The organism is Acinetobacter sp. P1(2023), assembly GCF_028367635.1.
Lineage (GTDB): Bacteria > Pseudomonadota > Gammaproteobacteria > Pseudomonadales > Moraxellaceae > Acinetobacter > Acinetobacter pittii_E.
The window spans coordinates 37099-58619 of sequence record NZ_JAQNDD010000008.1 but is presented as its reverse complement, the minus strand read 5'-3'; the positions used below and the strand labels follow the sequence as shown (position 1 = coordinate 58619).

At 41.3% G+C, this 21521-nt stretch carries 15 protein-coding genes and 1 tRNA gene; 13 read left to right on the top strand and 3 right to left on the bottom strand.

Annotated elements, in window-relative coordinates; translation table 11 throughout:
* Window positions 1-113 precede the first annotated feature (113 nt).
* A complete protein-coding gene (gene abaI / locus POD11_RS12730; RefSeq protein WP_262457382.1) occupies window positions 114-680 on the bottom strand; it encodes an acyl-homoserine-lactone synthase AbaI in 567 nt (188 codons plus the stop codon).
* Between the two features lie 63 nt (window positions 681-743).
* Complete coding sequence (locus tag POD11_RS12725; protein ID WP_239968993.1) at window positions 744-1160, bottom strand: DUF4902 domain-containing protein; 417 nt, start codon at window positions 1158-1160, stop codon at window positions 744-746.
* 634 nt (window positions 1161-1794) lie between these two features.
* Here POD11_RS12725 and abaR point away from each other — a divergent pair.
* The 9 genes from abaR to POD11_RS12680 all read left to right on the top strand — a co-directional run bounded on the left by abaR (window position 1795) and on the right by POD11_RS12680 (window position 18872).
* Window positions 1795-2511 carry a LuxR family transcriptional regulator AbaR gene (gene abaR, locus POD11_RS12720; protein ID WP_107882155.1) on the top strand — a complete coding sequence of 239 codons (717 nt, stop codon included), beginning with the start codon at window positions 1795-1797 and terminating at the stop codon, window positions 2509-2511.
* Window positions 2512-3326: 815 nt separating this feature from the next.
* Window positions 3327-5216, top strand: a complete 1890-nt coding sequence (locus POD11_RS12715; protein ID WP_262457381.1) for a fatty acyl-AMP ligase — start codon at window positions 3327-3329, stop codon at window positions 5214-5216.
* A gap of 50 nt (window positions 5217-5266) precedes the next feature.
* On the top strand, window positions 5267-7042 hold the full coding sequence (locus tag POD11_RS12710) for an acyl-CoA dehydrogenase (protein ID WP_262457482.1): 1776 nt from the start codon (window positions 5267-5269) through the stop codon (window positions 7040-7042).
* Window positions 7039-7299: an acyl carrier protein gene (locus POD11_RS12705; protein ID WP_004795344.1), complete on the top strand. Its 261-nt coding sequence runs from the start codon at window positions 7039-7041 to the stop codon at window positions 7297-7299. Before POD11_RS12710 ends, POD11_RS12705 begins: the two co-directional genes overlap by 4 nt.
* Window positions 7296-11255: a non-ribosomal peptide synthetase gene (locus tag POD11_RS12700; RefSeq protein ID WP_262457380.1), complete on the top strand. Its 3960-nt coding sequence runs from the start codon at window positions 7296-7298 to the stop codon at window positions 11253-11255. The genes POD11_RS12705 and POD11_RS12700 overlap by 4 nt, the downstream gene beginning before the upstream one ends.
* 24 nt (window positions 11256-11279) lie before the next feature.
* Complete coding sequence (locus POD11_RS12695) at window positions 11280-14933, top strand: outer membrane lipoprotein-sorting protein (RefSeq protein ID WP_262457378.1); 3654 nt, start codon at window positions 11280-11282, stop codon at window positions 14931-14933.
* Complete coding sequence (locus tag POD11_RS12690; RefSeq protein WP_262457377.1) at window positions 14930-16204, top strand: DUF1302 family protein; 1275 nt, start codon at window positions 14930-14932, stop codon at window positions 16202-16204. Before POD11_RS12695 ends, POD11_RS12690 begins: the two co-directional genes overlap by 4 nt.
* Before the next feature lie 53 nt (window positions 16205-16257).
* Window positions 16258-18111 carry an alpha/beta fold hydrolase gene (locus POD11_RS12685; protein WP_262457375.1) on the top strand — a complete coding sequence of 618 codons (1854 nt, stop codon included), beginning with the start codon at window positions 16258-16260 and terminating at the stop codon, window positions 18109-18111.
* A complete protein-coding gene (locus POD11_RS12680; protein ID WP_239969582.1) occupies window positions 18111-18872 on the top strand; it encodes a 4'-phosphopantetheinyl transferase family protein in 762 nt (253 codons plus the stop codon). Before POD11_RS12685 ends, POD11_RS12680 begins: the two co-directional genes overlap by 1 nt.
* A 169-nt stretch (window positions 18873-19041) precedes the next feature.
* Here POD11_RS12680 and POD11_RS12675 read toward each other — a convergent pair.
* Window positions 19042-19117: transfer RNA gene (locus POD11_RS12675), tRNA-Gly, on the bottom strand.
* Between the two features lie 230 nt (window positions 19118-19347).
* Here POD11_RS12675 and POD11_RS12670 point away from each other — a divergent pair.
* The 4 genes from POD11_RS12670 (at window position 19348) to POD11_RS12655 (ending at window position 21376) form a co-directional block, all read left to right on the top strand.
* On the top strand, window positions 19348-19656 hold the full coding sequence (locus POD11_RS12670) for a BolA family protein (protein ID WP_239969580.1): 309 nt from the start codon (window positions 19348-19350) through the stop codon (window positions 19654-19656).
* Between the two features lie 11 nt (window positions 19657-19667).
* Window positions 19668-20060, top strand: coding sequence for a SirB2 family protein (locus POD11_RS12665; RefSeq protein WP_262457372.1), 393 nt, complete (start codon window positions 19668-19670; stop codon window positions 20058-20060).
* A gap of 76 nt (window positions 20061-20136) precedes the next feature.
* On the top strand, window positions 20137-20979 hold the full coding sequence (locus POD11_RS12660) for a ParA family protein (protein WP_262457371.1): 843 nt from the start codon (window positions 20137-20139) through the stop codon (window positions 20977-20979).
* A gap of 10 nt (window positions 20980-20989) precedes the next feature.
* Window positions 20990-21376 carry a hypothetical protein gene (locus POD11_RS12655; protein ID WP_262457370.1) on the top strand — a complete coding sequence of 129 codons (387 nt, stop codon included), beginning with the start codon at window positions 20990-20992 and terminating at the stop codon, window positions 21374-21376.
* The last annotated feature ends 145 nt before the right edge of the window (window positions 21377-21521 follow it).

Here is a 21521-nt window from a genome sequence, read left to right as displayed (position 1 = left end):
TCAAATAAAGAAAAGCCCTAATCTTTTGACTAGGGCTTTTGAAATTTAGCGAATGAAACGAGATTCGGGTTAAGACCTTCATCTTTGCAATGTCACCAATATTCTTTAACCAACTACACTTCAATCAAGCATGCAAACATAGTATAACCATCGATAACCATTGGCGGTCCTGCACGATGGGCGCGAAAACCCGCGGCACGTAATAACCGCTCTACCCCAAGAGGTGAGGTCGTAATGAGTTGTTTTGCACCTTGTTCTCTCGCGAAGTTGATCGCTTCTTGCAGAATAGCAATAGAGACAGGGGATGACACTGCTTGATTAGCAGAGGTCGGTGGATTCGAGAAATCTACGGCTGAAAACCTTGATAATTCCCAAATTTCTGGTGAGCAAGGAATAGGCATTCCATTCATTAATTGAGGAAATATTTCACCCAGTAAATAGGGCTGAGTCGTGGGTAGTAGTCTGGCACAGCCAATAATATTGGATTCTCTATCTTGAGCGACGACGTAAGCTGTATCGATTTTATCAAATTGATCTAGTTCTTCATTATTTGGACAGTTCAATTCCCAACCCAAATGTTCAACAAATACCTTGTAGCGGTAACTTTTAAATTTGGTATATAGGACTTCTGAAAAATTGTTTTGGAATCCAGCAATAACATTCATTACAAGTGCTTCCACTTATTTTTCAGGCGACTTTACTCGACAGCTGAAAAGGTGGTAACTGTAAGAATTTACAGGTTTCTAAGAGAAATTTGGACTTAATTTAGTCTTTGTTTGGGTTGTATTGATTTGAGCATAAATGAACTGTTCCCAAAACAAAGAATCTATTTTTTTTTCGATTAATGTTTCAGTAACATCAAATCCAATATCTCTACCAGATAAATCAACAATCATGATATTGCTTCGAGGTAGCCCAATTCGTTTTAAGCTAGCAATTCCATTGTTCTCAATAAATTCCCAGTCCCATCCTGTACTTAAAGCTGGGCTCCGTGATGTTGCCCATTCAGTAAATCCACAATATAGAATTTGGGAGTCTTCAATTTGTGTAGTTTCAACAATAGATATGAGGTGTTGGAGGGGGTAATTCATAAGTTGGATTTCATTCATCCGAATAAAACCATCTGTTGAGATTGAAAAATCAGAGGGGATTGTGACCATGCTACCTATTCAAGTGACTTGAATTACAGTTCTATAGATAAATAACATAAATTATTGCCAACAAAATACTGTTAAGTTTTACAGGTTAGCCGTAATCCGGTGGTACATAACGTTAAGCTGTTCTTTAGAAAGTACTTCGGGCAGGGAGTTTTACTTACGCAGAAATTGACCCCTCTATAGCTCCAATATGAGAGTTGCTTGTTTCAAGATTATCAACAGTTTAAGTTTTTTATATGTATTGTAGATAATATCTATCCTATTATTAAATAATATGTTCAAAATTTTTATAATTATTATGAATTTCATCAAATAATAAATAAAAAACTTATACTGCTAGTATCACTAGTAGAAGTTATTATTTAGTTAAATTAATAGAAATATATAAACAAGAAGAAATAATAGGCTCCTTTTAAAAATAAAAAATACTCATTTTTGGAATAAAATGCATCCTGTAAATTTGAGGCTTTCAAGCATAATTCGCATATGCAATATAACAACCTTAAAAAGCTTTCTGAAACCAGTTTATCCGGAAAATTTACCACCCCCTCAGGCTCAAAATGTTGTTAATTGGATTATGAATTCACTATATGCAACTAAATAAAAATGATTTATGCATGAGGTTTAATGAGAGTAAATGGAAAATTGGCAAGAAGATCTACTATCAGCATCTCTGATGGTAAAAAATGAATATCAGCTATTTGAGGTAGTCAAATCTACAGCTTCAAAGCTTGGATTTGATTATTGTGCTTATGGTATGCAGTCGCCATTATCTATTGCTGAACCAAAAACGATTATGTTGAATAATTATCCCGAAGCATGGCAGAAGCGTTATGTTAAACAGCAATATGTCAGGGTAGATCCAACCGTACAGCATTGTATGCTATCACTTCAACCTCTTGTCTGGTCGAGCCAATCTGCGAACACACAATCTCAAAAAGATTTTTGGGAGGAGGCGCGTTCTTATGGTTTAAATGTCGGTTGGGCACAGTCAAGCCGTGACTTTATTGGTACAAGGGGTATGCTAACACTCGCAAGATCCACTGACCAATTATCAGAAAAAGAGCAGAAAGCTCAATATACCAATATGTTTTGGCTATCTCAGACAGTACATTCCAGTATTGCTAAAATTGTGAATGAAACAGAATTTGCTCAGTTTAATCTTTATTTAACGAATCGGGAAAAAGAGGTTCTACGTTGGACTGCGGAAGGAAAAACGTCAGCAGAGATTGCTCAGATTCTCGGGGTAACTGAAAGAACAGTAAATTTTCATCTCTGTAATTCAATGCAGAAGTTAAATGTGAATAATAAAATTTCAGCAGCGATTAGAGCTGTAATGTTAGGGATTTTATAAAGTTAGATATATAAAATAGATGAATATAATAGTTGATTTTAATAAGATAAATTATTATTGGATGTTTATTTAAAATAGAATTGATTAAAATATTTTAATTAAAATTAAATTTATATAGAAAATCTTATTTATAAAAGTTTTTATTTTAAAAATTGATTTTATAAAGTAATTTAATAATATTTTCACTTAATGATAAAATAATAAATAAATTTTAAAATTTAGTGTTCGCGTTTTATCGATTCTCAGAAGATAGAATTTATTAATTTATAGGGTTGTATATCAGTCAAGGTACTATACGTAGCTTCAAGCTATTCAAGTATAAATTAAAGCAGATTTCTTTAGTAGCTTTATCCTTATAAATAAAGGCTGTGAGGAGGCCTTACCTGAATCATTTATTGCCCTTAAGAAAAGCAAATAAACAGTACATTAGATTGTGAATACAAGATCTCCAATCAAGAGACTCACAAAATAAGAATACGAACAGGCTATATAGTTGGCATGCTAAGAAACTCTATTAAACATTAACGAAATAAGGGCAAAAATTGGGTTAGAGGTTTAATTTAATTGCCCGACTTCACAATATTGAACTGAATAAAAATAATTTATGAAAGATAACCAATTTCTTAATTCTTAATAAAAACAGGACAACCTGTAAAACCTTACAGGTGTAATAAAAAACACTCGCACATAAAATATAATGTGAATTTATATTTTAAACAAAAAGTATATTCATTTTTTATTAAAAGCCCCAGCTAGAAGTGTCATGTCTGAATTAGCGAGTTTAAAGGGTGAATTATAATTAATCGGAGTAAGTTATGGCTGTAATGGGTACGGATAATATCATTGCAACTTTGGAATCCCACGCAAATTCAAATGGAACTAGGGTTGCTTTCGAGTATTTAGGGCGCCAATCTGGTGGGATTCAATCTCTGACGTATGCAGAGCTGAACGAGCAAGTTCAACGTCAGGCCCAAATCTTAATGAATCTTGTAGATAGCGGTGATCGCGCCGTGTTGCTGTTTGAGCCTGGATTGGACTTTATCGTATCGTTCTTTGCCTGTTTAAAAGCTAAAATTATCGCAGTACCTGTCAGCTTGCCTTTTAACCGCAACGGTTTTTCTAATATTTTGAATATTATGAATGACTGTGAGCCAAAGATAGTACTCACAACCAAAAAGATTCTTGAGCTATCGGGTCTTATCACATTAAAAGCCCAAAACGAAAGTTTAATATTGCATGCTGTTGATGCCCAATTGCAGCGTGATTTAGTGGAAAAGGATTTTCCACATATTGCTGAAGACGATATCTGCTTCCTTCAATACACTTCAGGGTCAACTGGTTGGCCTAAAGGGGTAATCGTCACCCATAAAAACATCATGGCAAATGAAGTCATGATTGCTGAAGCTTTTGGTACACAAGCCGATGATATCGGACTTACATGGCTACCTGTTTATCATGACATGGGATTGATCGGCTCAGTTTTGCAGACTGTGTATGTAGGTCTGACCTGCTATGTAATGTCACCGCTGGATTTTATTCGTAAACCTCTTAAGTGGCTGCAATTCATTAGTGAAAAAGGTGTCACGATTAGTGGCGGACCAAACTTTGCCTATGAATTGTGTCTGCATCGCATTTCGGATGAGGACGCAGCAGCGCTTGATCTGAGCCGTGTGCGTGTGATGTTTAACGGTGCCGAGCCAATCAAAGCTCATGTTATGCAAAGCTTCATGGAGAAGTTCAATACTCAGTCGAAATTGAGAATGGATACTTTCTTGCCGTGCTATGGCTTGGCAGAAGTTACGCTCTTAGTCAGTGGTGTGACTGGTCCGCTTAATGCTATTTCAATTGATCGTGAAAAGTTGAATGCCAATTTGGTGCAGACCAGTCAAGATCAGACAGCCGTGCAAATAGTAAGCTGTGGCAAGATTTCCGCACACATTGATTGCCGTATTGTTAATCCACATACCCGCAAAGAGGTAGGAGCTAATGAAGTCGGTGAAATCTGGCTAGCAGGTGAGAGTGTAACTGCGGGTTACTGGCAGAAGCCGGAGGTCAATCAGGAAACCTTTGCTGCAACCATCCTCGATAAGGCAGATAAGCCTAGTCAAGTGCACTACTTGAGAACTGGTGATATGGGCTTTGTTAAAAACGGAGACCTGTATGTGACTGGTCGCCTTAAGGATGTGATCATCATCCGTGGAAAAAACTATTACCCACAAGATATCGAGTGTTCTGTTGAAACAGCACATCCTGCTGTCCGTAAAGGCTGTGTGGCAGCAGTGAATTTCGGTAATTCTGATGGTGTCACGGTTGTGCTTGAGATCAAAAAGAAGTCGATAGATAAGACACTTAATTTTGAAAGCATCAGAACTCAGGTTAAAGAACAAGTCGCGGCTGATATTGGTTTACCTGTAGAAGGTGTTTATTTGCTGCATCAAGGTCGGATCAACAAGACCACTAGCGGAAAAATTAGAAGAAGAAAAATTAAAGAGCAGATCGAGCGCGGTCAGCTGATCTGTTTAACCCATCCAAACCGTAGAACGGTGATGGCTCGAAACTATGTCAAAAATGGCTTAGAAATCATCCGTGATCGTGAGCAGCGGGGGCAACTGATTCGTTATAGCTCCAATCTACTCAACTCAATGATCAAGGAACGAGAAGTGCGCGCGCTCATTTTTAATCGATTGAAAAGTGCTTTGTTTTAATCCTTACCCTTTAATCATTTGAGCAAAAACTCATGTCACTTACATCTAATTTGCGGCAGTTTCAATCTGCTGCTCGTCTGGAGCAAATTTTAGGCTCCGTACATGATACTAACAACGATTTTTCTTGGTCCGCTGCCATTGAGCGCGATGAGAAGGAACAATACCCTCAGCGTGCTGTTGATTTTCTGAATGCCGTGGGCATGAACCGTTTTTATGTACCTTCAGAGCTTGGAGGTCGCATGGAAATTGGTGAAGAGTTGCTATATCTGCATCGTGTGCTGGCACGACGTGATCTAACCATCAACTCGACCTATAGCACGAATGCTTGGTCTGTGATCGTATGGATCGGCGGTAATGCGAACCAATGCCAAAACATTGCTAGTCGAATTTTGAGTGGTGCTGCACCAGCGCTGGCTTATAGTGAGAAAGCGCACGGAGCTGACCTGCTATCTAGTGAAGTAACTGCACAAGCTACTGAAAGCAAGTACGTCTTGAATGGCGAAAAATGGTCAATCAATCGCGCTACTCTAGGTGACTCTTTAAGTCTGATTGCTAAAACGTCGGATGACCGTGGACCACGTAGCCTGAGTGCATTCTGGCTTGATAAACGTCATATGGTTTCTAAGGGAACTTATAGTCTGAACCGTCTGCCAACAGTGGGTATGCGTGGGTTAGATATCAGTGGTATCGGCTTTAACAATGCTGAAATTCACAAAGATGCTCTGATCGGTGAAGAAGGTCAGGGCTTAGAGCTTGGACTCAAGACGCTACAGGTGACGCGTGCATATTGCAGCAGTTTCTCTTTGGGTGCGGGCGATACGATGCTGCGCATCGCGACTGAGTTTGCTATTGAGCGTGAGTTATATAACAAAAAAGTAATAAGCATTCCGCTGGTGCGTGAGCAACTGGCTACAGCCTATGCCTATCTATTGGCGGCTGAGGTGTTGTCACTCGTTGGTGCGCGTGGGTTACATGTTTGTATCAATCAGTTCAGCACATGGTCACCGATCATTAAGGTACTGGTGCCTGAGTATGTAGAGTCACTCGCTAAGATCACTTCCTCAGTGCTTGGATCGCGTTTTTTCTTAAGAAATGCATATGCTGATGGGATGTACCAGAAAGCTTTCAGAGATCATCTGATTGTTAGTGTGTTTGACGGCAGTAGCACCGTCTGTCTAGACAGCCTGAGTTTTCAGCTCAAGTCTGCCAATAAAGGCCGTAGCAAAAAAGTAAACCATCTCGACCAAGCCGAAGCTAAAGCACGCTATCACCAGTTATATGACTTACAGGTGAAGACGGATGCTATTGATTTTCGTGAGCTTGAGATTTTCAACCGCGATGGTGACTTGGTGATGGAGTCACTGGGAACGATCATTGAGATGCTCAACGATGCGGACCTTACAGAGGGAATGACTGCTGAGATTCTGTCCCCGTTACGTGAACGTGCTGATCAACTTCTTATCGAGCAGCGCACGCTAGATCAAAAAATTCAGGATTATTTCTCAAATTCAGAAGCGGCTAAAGAGTTTGAAACATTACGTTTCAGCTTGGCCCGCGATTACGCCGAGTTATTTGCTCGCATTGCTGTGCTGGGTTTTTGGACCTTTAACCGTCATGGTTTAAGACCTGCTTTGCAAGATGGTGCGTGGCTGATCATTTTCCTAAATGCTGCTGAAGGGCAGACATCCCCTCCAATGACATCACTACGTGAAAGCACATTGGCAGATCTGCTAGACCGAATTTCAACCAACCATATGTTATCTGTCATCGATTTTGCACTGGCACCAGGTGATGCCAAACCGGTTAAAGAGGAAATTACCCCATGAATAAAGATAAAGCTTACTGGAGCGCAATCATTCGTACGCTAGTAGCCAAAGAAATGCGCGTAGAGCCTGAGACGATTAATCCAGATCAAAAATTTACCAGTTACGGTCTTGATTCGATCGTTGCTTTGTCTGTGTCTGGGGATTTAGAAGATCTGACAAAACTAGAGCTTGAACCGACATTACTATGGGATTACCCGACAATTAATGCGTTGGCTGAATATCTTGTTTCTGAGTTGCAACAGGGAGTTGCTTCGTGAATAACCTTGTACGACTAGAACCAGAAGTTCTGTCACGTCATGCGATTTCTGCAGAACAGCTCGGCATCTGGTATATCCAGCGCCTTGAGCCAACTTGCAGTGCCTACAATATGGTGGTGGCCTTTGATGTGAAGGTCAACCAACCATTAGGCAATAAGCCCATGGAGATTCTAGAAGCGGTAATGCATGATTATCCGCTGCTACGTGTAAGTATGCCTGCCAATGATCAGGGTATTGAGCAACTGATTTGGGATCGAATCTATCCTAATATCGTCTTCTCTGATGCTCGCCATGTCGATGCATCTGATTTGACACGATTGGTCGAGCAGGATACTAAACAGCCGTTTGACCTAACTCAGCCACCGCTGTGGCGTATTCATTGTTATGAACGTGGTGAAAATCACTATGTGATTGCAGTCGTGATTCATCATGCCCTCATGGATTTCTGGTCGATTGGTCTCTTGCTGCGCGATGTCGGCAAACGTTTTGGACTAGTTACAGAGTCGGATACAGTGAATGGAATCGAGTTCGCACAGTATGCCGATAAGCAGCAGAGTACTGCGATTGACGATGCTGATGAGAGTCTACTGTTCTGGAAAAATGCGTTACAACATGCACCACACGTACATAGTATTCCGCTTGATTATCCTCGTCCGGCTGTGCAGCAACACAAAGGTAGCTCACTGGTATTCCGTGTGCCTGAATCAGTGTCGTCTGGACTTGTGAACTTAGCGAAAGATTATGAGATCACGCTGTTTGGACTTGTACTATCGGGTTTCTATATCCTGCTACAGAAGCTATCAAATGAAAATAATCTAGTCATTGCCACACCTGTAGCTGGTCGACTTGAACGCTCTTTGCGTAATGCATTGGGGCAGTTCGTCAACACGATAGCTATTCATATGGACATTGATGCTGACCAGACATTACGCCAATTTACACAGCAGGTGCAGGAACAATTAAGGCAGAGCCTCAAGCATCAAAAAGTTGCCTTTTCCAGAGTAGTTGAAGCTGTTTCACCAAAGCGTGATGGCAGTATTAACCCATTAGCTCAGGTGGGAATGTTCTGGGAACGTCTAGGTGGCATGGATGAGTTTAAAGAACTACTCCTGCCAATCCAGACCTCAGCGACTTTGGTCGGCCAAGACCTGACCTTAGGAAGTTTTCCAGTTCGCCAGCAAGAAGGTCAATTAGATCTTACGCTGGAAATGGGTGGTGAATATCAAGGCGAACTGGTTGGTGTACTGAAATATAACTACGAGTTATTTTCTGCACAGTCTGCCGAGAATATGGTGCAACTGCTGCAATCTGTACTATCAGAGATGGTGGCTCATCCTGAACGTAAGATCGTGGAGTTAGATATTGCGCCTGATTATGTGGATGGCATCCAGTTTGAGACCCTTCGTGGAAAGGCGACTGATTATCCTCAACATGATCTACTGGCAATGATTCTAAAGCAGATTGATGAGCGTGGTGACAATCATGCTTTGACTTCGAAGGATCATGCGGTTAGCTATCGTGAGTTAGGTCAACATATCGCTGGTATTGCTGAATATTTGCGTGAGCATGGCGTTACCCGTGGTGATCGTGTAGGTCTGATGTTAGATCGTACAGCTTTATTGCCAGCAGCAATCTTCGGGATTTGGGCGGCAGGAGCAGCTTATGTCCCGCTAGATCCTAATTTCCCAAGTGAACGTCTACATAACATCATCGAAGATGCTGAACCTAAAGTCATCTTAACTCAAACCGAGTTGATGGATGCTCTTAACGTTTCTGTGCCGCGTTTAGATATCAATCAAGCTGGCGTTGTGCCACTGGAGCAAGTTCGCGAGACGCTGGCTTTTGGTGAAACCGCTTATGTGATGTACACCTCAGGCTCGACAGGTAAGCCTAAAGGCGTGCGCATTGGGCATCTTTCAATCATCAATTTCTTGCTATCTATGAATGATAGATTGCAAGTAACGACTGAGACTCAGTTGTTAGCAATCACCACTTATGCATTTGATATCTCGATTCTTGAGTTGCTCATTCCGCTGATGTATGGCGGTGTAGTACATGTTTGCCCACGTGAGGTATCACAAGACGGCAATCAATTGGTGGATTATCTAAATACTAAGTCTATCAATGTTTTGCAGGCAACACCGGCCTCTTGGAAGATGCTCTTAGACAGTGAGTGGAGCGGCAATGCAGGGTTGACTGCACTTTGTGGAGGCGAAGCGCTAGATACTATTCTTGCAGAAAAACTGCTGAGTAAAGTCGGCTGTCTCTGGAATGTTTATGGTCCAACTGAAACTACAGTGTGGTCTAGTGCAGCTCGTATCACCGATGCAAAGTGTATTGATTTAGGCGAACCACTGGCGAATACCCAGCTTTATGTCCTTGATGAACAGCAACGTTTAGTCCCACCGGGCGTCATGGGAGAGCTTTGGATTGGCGGTGATGGTCTAGCAGTTGATTACTGGCATCGACCTGAACTGACAGATGCACAATTTAGAACTTTGCCATCTCTACCAAATGCTGGTCGACTCTATCGTACAGGAGATAAAGTCTGTCTGCGTACGGATGGAAGTTTGACTCATCATGGACGTCTAGATTTCCAAGTCAAGATTCGTGGATTCCGTATTGAGCTAGGCGAAATCGAGAATGTTATCAAACAGATCGACGGTATCACTGATGCAGTTGTACTGGTTAAGAGTGCAGCTAGCAACGATCAGAAACTGGTGGCTTATTTAATTGGACATGAGATTGACATTGCTAGTTTGAAAAAGACGATGCAAATCCATCTACCAGCTTACATGGTACCAAATACATTTATGACGTTGGATGAATTTCCAATGACGGCCAACAATAAGTTGGATCGTAAAGCGTTTCCTGAGCCTGTGTTTGAACAAAGCAACGATTATGTTGCACCACGTGATCCGATTGAAATTGAACTCTGTACTACTTTTGAGCAGATTTTATCGGTTAAACGGGTTGGTATACATGATGACTTCTTTGACTTGGGCGGACATTCGTTACTTGCTGTGAAGCTTGTTAATCACCTTAAAAAAGCATTTGGCACCGAACTATCAGTTGCTTTGCTGGCCCAATACTCCACTGTGGAGAGTTTGGGTGAGATCATTCGTGAAAATAGAGAAATTAAGCCTTCCATCGTAATTGAACTACGCCGTGGAACTTACGAGCAACCACTGTGGTTGTTCCATCCAATTGGTGGTAGCACCTTCTGTTATATGGAACTTTCGCGCCATCTCAATCCAAAACGTACCTTGCGTGCTATTCAATCTCCTGGACTGATTGAGGCAGATGCTGCAGAAGTGGCAATCGAAGATATGGCAACGCTCTATATTGCTGAAATGCAAAAGATGCAGCCTGAGGGACCTTATTTCCTCGGTGGATGGTGCTTTGGTGGTGCGATCGCATACGAGATCAGTCATCAGTTGCGTCAAATGGGGCAGCAGGTCACAGGTATTGTCATGATCGATACTCGTGCTCCAATTCCAGAGAATGTGCCTGAAGATGCCGATGATGCGATGCTTTTGTCTTGGTTTGCCCGTGATCTGGCTGCGCCTTATGGCAAGAAGTTGACGATCCCAGCGCAATATTTGCGTGAATTGAGTCCAGATCACATGTTTGATCATGTGCTTAAAGAAGCCAAAGCCATTAATGTCTTGCCTCTAGATGCAGACCCATCAGATTTTCGACTTTACTTTGATACCTATTTGGCGAATGGCATCGCACTCCAGACTTATTTCCCAGAGCCTGAAGAGTTTCCGATTCTTTTTGTGAAGGCCAAAGATGAACCAGAAGATTTTGGGGAAAGCCTAGGTTGGGATCAATTGGTCAAAGACACCTTTAAACAGGTGGATCTGCCTGGTGATCATTCATCAATTATGTACGCTGAGAATGTCGTGGCTGTTGCCCAGACAATTGATCAGATGTATCCAATTCCCGCATAAGAAATACAAGAAGGTAGAACCACTATGGTGACCATAGAACATGCTTTCCTCATACCGGCCGAGATTGACAAGGTGTTTAACTATCTTGCAAACCCGGCTAATGATGCAGGTTGGCAATTGTCGTGTAAGCATTCTGAACTGCTAGACAATACTCCGCGTGTGGGCAGCAAGTATGAAATCGGTTTTAGCTTTATTGGACGTGAGATGTCCTTTAAGGGTGAAATTACACATCTAGTGCCGAACGAATTATATGCGTTCAAAGTAGTGGAAGGACCCTTTCACTACACTGGGACTTACCGTTTCAAACCACATGCAGAAGGTACATGGATTGAATGGGTGTTTGAGGCAGAGCCAGGCAGCTTTTTTGGTGTATTGCCCCCAGCACTGCTAAAAAAGATGGTTCTTGCTCAGTTTAAAAAAGATGTTGCTAATCTTGAGGCATTGGCTCAGAAGGGTGAAGCCTATGAGTCGGTTGGCAACGATGGTAAGCAAACGCATGAGACCAATAGTAAACCACTTCGTAAAACTCATCAGATGATGGAACAATACGCGCGTTGGATTCTCAGACATCGCCGTATTGTACTGACTGTGGTGATGCTTTTAACGATTGCCTTGGCATATCTCGCATCTGGCGTAAAAATTATTATTGATCCAGATGCGCTTGCCCCCAAAGGTCATCCTTATATCACCTCCACCAAGCTGATTGAAAAGAAATTCGGCTCCAAGTACATGGTAGTGATCGGTATTACACCGAAGCAGGGTGATATTTATCAGTCGCAAGTGTTAGAAAAAGTCAAACGTATTACCGAAGAAGTTGATAATGCTCCGGGCGTGGTTCGATCTACTCTAATGAGTCTGGCTGCACGTCAGGCCAAAGGGATCACCGCCAATTCGGATGGATTTGATGCCAAGAAACTACTGCCGAATAGTTCTGTGACCGAGAGTGATGTCGATCACCTGAAAAAACTGTTGGCACTGAATCCGATCTATATGAATTCAGTCGTATCTAAAGATCAGAAAACTGCTGCTATTTTGCTTGAGCTTGAGGAAAGTCCAGAAGGCTTCCAAAAGATGATGGGCCCGATCAACAAAATTGTAGCGGCTGAACAGTCTAAGGATATGACCATCAGTGTTGGTGGTAATCCAGTCTATTTAGATAAAGCCGAAGACTACTCTAAGCGTATCAACATCTTGTTCCCAATTGCCGTGTTGGTTATTGGATTATTGCACTTCGAAGCATTCCGCAGTAAACAAGGTTTGATCCTGCCACTCGTTACAGCATTGCTGTCTGTGGCATGGGGTATGGGCATGATGGGGCTGTTCAAACAGCCAATGGATATCTTTAACTCTCCTACACCCATTCTGATTCTGGCCATCGCGGCAGGGCACGCCGTGCAGTTGCTCAAGCGATACTATGAAGATTTTGACCGTCTGATTGCCCAAGGGATGGAGTCTAAAGCTGCAAATAGCGAAGCCGTGGTGCAGTCTATGGTTCGTGTTGGTCCAGTTATGATATTGGCTGGCGGAATTGCAGCGGCTGGATTCTTCTCTCTGTTGACCTTCAATATTCCGACTATCCGTTCATTCGGTATTTTTACAGGAATCGGGATCATCAGTACGCTGATCATTGAGATGACTTTTATTCCTGTACTTCGCTCAATGTTACCACCGCCTTCGGTTACCAAGGTTGCACGCAAAGGTTTACCGATCTGGGACTGGATTCCAAAACGCATTGGTGATGTCATTTTGTCAGTTCGTCCGCGAATGATGTTAATGACTGTGATTGCAGTACTGGGCGTTTTTCTTGCTCTCGGCACGAGTCGTATTGTGGTGGATAACGATAGCCGCAACTTCTTCTCGCGCGATCTACAAATGCAGCAAGACGACAGATTTTTGAATCAGTCTCTTGGTGGTACAAACAGTCTCTACATCATGGTCGATACCAAAGTTCGTGATGGTATTGAAAATCCAGAAATCCTAAAAGCGATTGATAATACAGAGAAGTTCGCGAATTCAATTCCAGAGGTTGGTAAAACCATCTCTATTGTGGACTATATCAAGAGAATGAATCAGGCAATGAATGCCGATCAGCCACAGGCATTTCAGGTTCCAGCAACTAAAGATGTTGTCGCTCAGTATTTGCTGTTGTATTCAATGTCTGGTGAGCCGACTGATTTTGAATCTTACATTGATACAACTCAACGCTATGCCAAGATCACGATTCTGCTAAAAACAGGTAGTAATCACCGAATCAAAGAAATCCTTGAGTCGCTAAAAATATATATGGCGGGTCAATTGGGTGATAAAGCTGTTGTGAGTTTTGGTGGTGATGTGACTCAGACCATTGCTTTAACTGAAACGATGGTCCACGGCAAGCTTATGAATATTCTACAGATTTCATTTGCCGTATTCTTTATCTCTGCGCTAGTTTTCCGCTCGTTCTCTGCTGGACTCATTGTCCTAACACCACTTCTATTCTCGATTCTTGCAATCTTTGGTGTGATGGGCTGGCTCGATATTCCGCTCAATATTCCGAACTCTCTGATCTCAGCCATGGCGGTTGGTATTGGTGCAGATTATGCCATTTACTTCCTCTATCGTTTGCGTGAAATCTTGAGTGAAGAAGGTGGTGATATCAAAGATGCTATTCGTAAAACTTTAAGTACTGCTGGTAAGGCTTCGCTTTTTGTTGCGACTGCTGTTGCTGGTGGGTATGGCGTATTGTCCTTATCGCAAGGCTTCCATGTGCATCAATGGCTAGCGATGTTTATTGTGATTGCGATGCTTTTCAGTGTATTTGCAACCTTAATTATGGTACCTACAATGATTCTAATGTTGAAACCTCGTTTTATCTTTCCCTCAAATAAGAAGAACATTACCGTTGCACAAACTGTTGTGACAAGTCTCTTGTTGGGTACGACGCTCACAATGTCGATGCCTAAAACATCTCATGCAGATGAAGTTCAAGCCATTGTTAACCGTAGTGATGATGCCTCTAAGTTCTTGTCTTCAAGTGCTAGTGCTAAATTTGTACTGACGTCTAAAAGCGGCGAGCAACGCGTACGTTTGACTAAAAATATGACTAAGCTTGCTGGAAATACTCAGAACAATATGCGTTTGACTGAATTCATCTCACCAGCAGATGTACAGGGAACCACGACACTATTGATTGAGAATGCAAAAGGCAGTGATAGCATGTTTGTCTATTTGCCTGCATTGAAAAAAGTACGTCGTTTGGCATCAGCAAATAAGGGCGATGCTTTTATTGGTACGGACTTTAGTTATGGTGATGTCCTTGGCTATAAGCTAAGTGACTGGAAGTACACGAAACTGGCAGATGGCAAATTTAATGGTAAAGATTGCTACACGATTGAAGCAACGCCAATCAATAATACTGTGAAGAGTGACTTTGGTTATAGCAAACGTCGCATGTGTATCCTGAAAGACAACTTTGTTACGGCAACTATCGATATTTGGGATACAGCAGGTAAGCCGTTAAAGCATATTGAGTTCACGGATATCCGTCCTTACGGCAAAGTGAAACCAAGATGGCAGGCCATGAAATCTATGGCGAAAAATCTGCAAACTCAGCATATGACACAAGTTATCGTCAATGATTTTGTCGCAGAGAAAACCTTGTCCGATAAGCTTTTCTCACCGCAGAGTCTTGAAAAATGACGCAAGGTGCCTATTGGGTATTGGTATGCTGCAGTAGCTTTATGCTACTGCAGCATGCTCATGCAGATGACAGCGAAATTAGTTTTGTGAGCCAGAACTCAGCCAGACTCGATGTGTGGTCATCAGATCGTGATTTAAGTTCGTTAAAAAACATTGGACAAGCAAGTTTCTGGTCCAATGGTACGCTCAAGTTTAATCCAGAGTTTAAGATCCATTACGACATAAATATTGGAGATGAGACGGACCATACTGTAAACCCAGATCAGGTGAGTAAGGTAAATCGCAACTTACGTGAGTTGTATGCCTCTTATAACTGGGATCAGACAGTCTATGTCGATGTTGGTCGCCAGATTGTAGTCTGGGGGAGAGCTGATGGGATTAACCCAACGGATAATCTATCACCCCGTGACTATACTCGCCTAGTGCCCGATGAGACAGATCAACGTCTTGGAAATGATGCAATCAAATTGACATATATTCCTGAATCAGGAACCAATAAATGGACAGCATTGTGGTATCCGCGTAGTCGTTCAGATGTGATTCCATTGCGCCAGTTTCCTGGTGTCCAGTATGAAATAGATAAGAAGAGCCGTCCTGCATTTGCAATGCGCTGGGATTATTCTGTAGATGGTCTCGATGTTGGGGCATCGTATTTCTCAGGTTTGGATCACATGCCCGATCTGTCAGTTCTTTCAGCATCTCCAACAGGGGAGGCAACATTGCAGCTGAAAAATAATCCTATGTCTGTCTATGGATTTGATTTCAGTTATAACCATAACGATATCGTATGGCGCGGTGAAGCGGCATATACCCACACTGACTCGAATGGTAGTGAAGATCTTACGCACAAAAAAAATAATCTGACCGTGGTCATGGGTCCAGAATTAGCATTGAAGAATTCCACACTAAGTTTAGTTGGCGTATACAAACATACGGAGGACTTTAGATCTGCCGACAGCTTAACAAATCCAGTATTGAGAGCAGTCTACCGTTATCAGCAAACAATCAGTGACCAATATGAGCAGGATCAGTATGGAGCTATGCTGCGCTATGCACTTAACTTACTGAATGATAATCTGAAATTAGAAGTAACAGGATTCTACTTTGCACCAGAGCCTAATGAATTGTTGAGAGTACGTATTAATTATAGCCTTGATGATCACTGGCAATTGAATGTAGGTGGAGATCGCTTCTGGGGTAGAAATGATACGGTGTTAGGACAATTTAGAGATAACAGTCTGGTGTATGCCCAGGTTCGATATAACTTTTAAGATAATTCGCTTCAAAACAATGCTGGAATGCCCAGCACCTAATAAGGTGATTTATGGATAATTTAAATAACGCAAAAAAAGATAATTTTTCACGGAAGACCATATTAGTAACAGGTGCAGCAGGTTTTATTGGTAGCAGACTGATTGTTGATCTTCTGAATGAAGGTCATCAGGTGATTGCTGCGCTGCGTAATGCTGCAACCAAGAAAGATAAGCTGTTAGGTTTCATTGCAACAGAAGGGCTGGTCGATCCGTCTATTTCGTTTGTCGAATATGATTTAAGCCGCGATTTTAAGCTGGACTCTCTGCTAGCGGATGCTCAGGCAAAGATCCATGTGATTTATCATCTTGCTGCATCCTTTAATTGGGGTATTAGCAAAGCTGAAGCTGAGCGTACCAATATTAAGTCAGGAGTTGCCTTGATTGAATGGGCTGCAACATTGAAGCAGCTTGAGCGATTTATCTGGATTGGTGGATATCGTGTGGCTACTCCGCCACAAGAGTCAGCTGATGAGTTGTATTGCAAACATGGTGGCTATGAAGCTTCAAAAATTTTGGGTTATCAAGCTTTCATTGAAGCGTGTAAGCGTTTAAATGTGCCATGGACTGCAATAAATCCAGCGACAGTCATTGATGGTTTTTATAACTATGGCGATATGCAATATATTGGTATTGCTGACATGATTGATAAGCTCTATAAGGGACGTCTGCTGGCATTGCCAGGTGGTCGTGACACATTCCTGCCACTATGCAATATGCAGTATATCGTGAGCTTTTTGATCCGAACGATGTTTTATCCTGAGACTATTGCTCAGGAGTATATGTTGCTTGATCCTTCGACGCCGAAATTTCATCGTCTCGTTCACCTAGCTGCCGAGCATTTGGGAGTTAGCACACCACATTTACAAGTACCCAAAGGTCTATTAGAGAAATTACCTGAGGTATTACTTGATGGTTCTAAAGAACAACTCTCTTTCATTTCTACCGAGCACTATCATGTTGCTGGGGCAGAGGCGATGGCAGCGAAAATGGGCATCGCAGACCTGATCAATGTCACTCCTTATTTTTCTCGTTGGATTGATCGTTTGGTGCTTACACGCTTTGGCCGTATACAAGTACCAACACCTAGTCATTTCAGCTATCAGAATCGATATTGGACAGAAATCTATACTAAACAGCCGATTAGTTCTGACACATCATCTGCATTATTTTTACATGGGATCCCATTTGATAGTGCATGCTGGTCTCCAATCATCAATAAAATCGCATACGATCAGGTCGCTATGATGGACCTGCCGGGACTTGGACGTTCAGGCAGTTATGAGATGATGGAAGACAACAACCATCAATTTATTGATGCCGCTGCAAAGCTTTTAGTACCAAATAGTGTTGTTATTGCACATTCATTAGGATGTCTTTTTGCATTGAATCTTGCAAAGAAATATCCAGATAAAGTTGCACGCCTCATCCTCATATCACCTTATTTTGTTCAGGTGCAGGCCGCTAAAATGTTTCAGATACAAGCTATATCTAATCTGATTTTCCGTTTTGTGCCAAAAGATATGATTGCTAAAGACCTACATCCAGATGGACAACAAAATCCGTCTGTTGGTTATGCAATGGATTCATTACGTCGAGTGTCGGTAGCCAAGCATATTAGTGAGTATATGCACCGTATTAGTTTGCCGCAGCAGCGAGCAACTCAGACAGCTTTGTTAAATGAACTTAGTTCTAAAGTTGAAATCATTGTGGGAGATAAAGATCCAATTGTTACCACAATAAGCTCAAATATCCCTATACATATTATCGCTGGCGCAGGCCATAATCCACACGTTACACATGTAGATGCGGTTTCTGCCTATCTCGCACCTGTTCTGATGAAATACAACAGCACTACCGCTTCCTAATGTCTGATCGTGCCCAAGTGCAGGTTTATGTCTGCCCAGTTTCACGGGTACCACAAGACCATATGGTATTGAGTCATTATCTAGGCTTTCTCAGTTCGGCAGAGAAACTGAGATATGATCAATATCATTCTAAGGCGGCTCGCCTTTTCTTGATCTCTCGAGTATTAGTGAAGACTGTCTTGGCAGATAAGCTAGGCATCTCACCTCATCAAGTTAATATTCAATTACATCCCAACGGCAAGCCTTTTGTACAAGGCAGCAAGGCTGTGTATTTTAATCTTACTCACTCAGCGGACGTTATTATTCTTGCCGTGACTGAAGAAGGGGAAATAGGAGTGGATATTGAACAAGTGGATCGTGAGTTCGAGTGGATGCGTGTTGATAGTGTGTTAGCACCGACTGAAATTGAATGGATTAAAAAGAAAGAACTCACTGATCCATTCAGTGTATTTCAGCGGTTTTTTCAAATATGGACCTTAAAAGAGGCTTATATCAAATGTACTGGCGAAGGAATGAGCCGTCATTTAAAGAAGCTCAACTTTCATGTGTTGCCTGAGCATATACAGTTTCTCGACTCAACCAATGATGCTCAAAAGACAGAAGAGTATTATTTTGAAAGCTATATATATGATTCTAACTTCATATTTTCTATATGTTTGCAGGAAAGCCATAGCCTAGAACGCTTTAACTTGGACTGTTTTCAATTATTACCCTTTATATCTACGCATCGAATAACTCCAACGCCTTGTAAATATAACTAGATTGAATCGTTATAACTGACAATTTAAAAATATGAATCTAGTAATGAAATATTTGGCTTTGAGCTGAGTTATTCTCAATGAATTATGCTGTAAATAGATAGACCGTAAAGAAATTATGAATCAATGAAAAGAAAAAAGCCCCAGTCTTTCGACTAGGGCCTTTTAAATTTGGAGCGGGAAACGAGACTCGAACTCGCGACCCCAACCTTGGCAAGGTTATGCTCTACCAACTGAGCTATTCCCGCGTGCCGCTTATAATACATTAAGCGAAACATGGGTCAACAACTTTATGCAAATAAATATGCTGATTGCATAAAATAAAAACAGAAATGAGCAATTAGAGGTATTTTTATCGTTAAGTTGCCGAATAAATAGACATTTTGTTTGGAGCCAAAGCATACAAGAGCAACTTTTGTTTATGTGTAGACAGGGTATACTAGGTTCAAATATACGAATAATCGTAAAAGGAAAAGCTATGAGCCTTGAACAACAGTTGATTGAACGGTTAAAAAAACTTGCACCTAGCCATTTGGAAGTTATTAATGAGTCGGCTGGACATGGTGGTTATTTCCCAGGTAAAGAGTCACATTTTAAAGTGATTGTAGTGAGTGAAGAATTTAATGGGTTACGTTTGGTTCAACGTCATCAGAAGGTTTATGCCTTAGCTTCAGACTTAATGAATCCTGGCCAAATTCATGCTTTAGCAATTCATGCCTATTTGCCAAGTGAATGGCAAGGTCAAGCACCTGCTAGCCCAGAATGTGCACATGCACCTAAAAGTTAAGGGTTAATTCCATGGATGCACATTTACTCACTAAAATTATTCATATGACTGCGGTGGCTGCCGCACTTATGGTGTTTGTTTTACGCGCTTCCACACTGTTTATAGGTGTGCAAGGCCAACAGCCCAATCCAGCAGGGCGTAAAGTATTAGTTGCCTTACAACATTTGTCGTTTACCGTGGTTTTTATTACGGGTGCGATTTTATTGGTCATGAAGGACTTTCAAGTACAGCCATGGTTTTACGCTAAAATTATTTTATTTTTAGTACTGTTATCTTCTCTCATGAAAGCCTTTAAAAAAGATGACACTCTTTTATTGGCACAGCGCCGTGCAGGTTTGATCATTAGTGCGCTTGCATTTATTGCTATTATTATTTTAGTGATTGTGAAACCTGTTTTTGCTTAATTGTTCTACATTCTTTGCCTTTTTGATTAAGCTCTAGGTTAAACTGCATACAGTAAAAAAATATGCAGAGGGAAAAATGTTAACTCGTGTGGTGTTTAACCAAAAAGGCGGTGTAGGGAAATCAAGTATTACTGTAAATTTGGCTGCAATTAGTGCCAAACATGGTTTAAGGACATTGGTGATTGACCTTGATCCTCAAGCCAACTCTAGTCAGTATCTCTTAGGCGATGAAGCGACCTATTCTGCTGAAAAATCAATTTTAGAACCGAATATCAAAAACTTTTTTGAAGATGTGTTGGGGAACAATCAACAAAAAGGTCTAATCGGTAATGCGCTAGGTTCAATTTTAAAAGCCCCACGAAATAAAGATCTCGACAGTTTTGTACATTCAACTCCTTTTGCAAAATTAGACGTGCTTCCAGCTAGTCCTACACTTGGTGCGCTTGAGCATGCACTTGAAAGTAAACATAAAATTTATAAATTACGTGATTCGATCCAAAACTTAGTTGGACGATATGACCGTATCTATATAGACACACCACCAGCATTTAACTTCTTTACTTTGTCTGCGCTCATTGCGGCAGATAAGGTACTCATTCCTTTCGATTGTGATGTTTTTTCAAAGCGTGCGTTACAAACATTGATTGAAAATGTTCTCGAAACGCAAGATGATCATAATGATCGCTTGGAAATTGAGGGAATTGTGGTGAATCAATTCCAATCCCAAGCAAAATTACCTCGGGAAGTGGTTCAGCAGTTAAAAGATGAAGGGTTGCCTGTGCTCAAGAGCATGTTACCGCCTTCGATTTTAATGAAAGAATCGCATCAGAAAAATTTACCTTTGGCCCATTTGGCACCAGAACATAAATTGACTCAGGCTTATGAGACATTATTTGGTGAGATTGAGCCAAAACGATAAGAGAAAAATGATGAAAGGCTTATATATTGCGCCTTTGGTGGCAGCCACTTTACTCCTTGGCGCTTGTGCTACAACGGTAAAACCGACGTATGTGTCTCCGACACAATATCAATCTTTGAGCTGCCAACAGTTACAAAGTGAATATAACCGTATTCAGCAATATATCGACAATGGGGTGCAAACGCCTAAAAGTACTGGTATGGGTGTTGGTCTTGGGCTCGGTGGTGGCTGGGGACGAGGCGGTTGGGGATTCGGTCCATCTATTTCTGTAAATATGGGGCAATCTTCTTCAACGAAAAATACCGAACTTTCACGTGTTTTAGGCCAACAAGAAGCGATTGTTCAGGCTTCTCAGTTCAAGAATTGCCCGATTATTGTTCGAAAAAAGACGAATTAATAGTCAATTTGACATCACAATATGCTAATAAAAGCATATTGTGATGAATAAAGTTTAGCAAAATGTTTCATAATAAAATCAATATAAATAAATCAGTTATTCATTTTTAAGCTTCTAAAATCCTGCATTTTCTGTAATCAAAAAG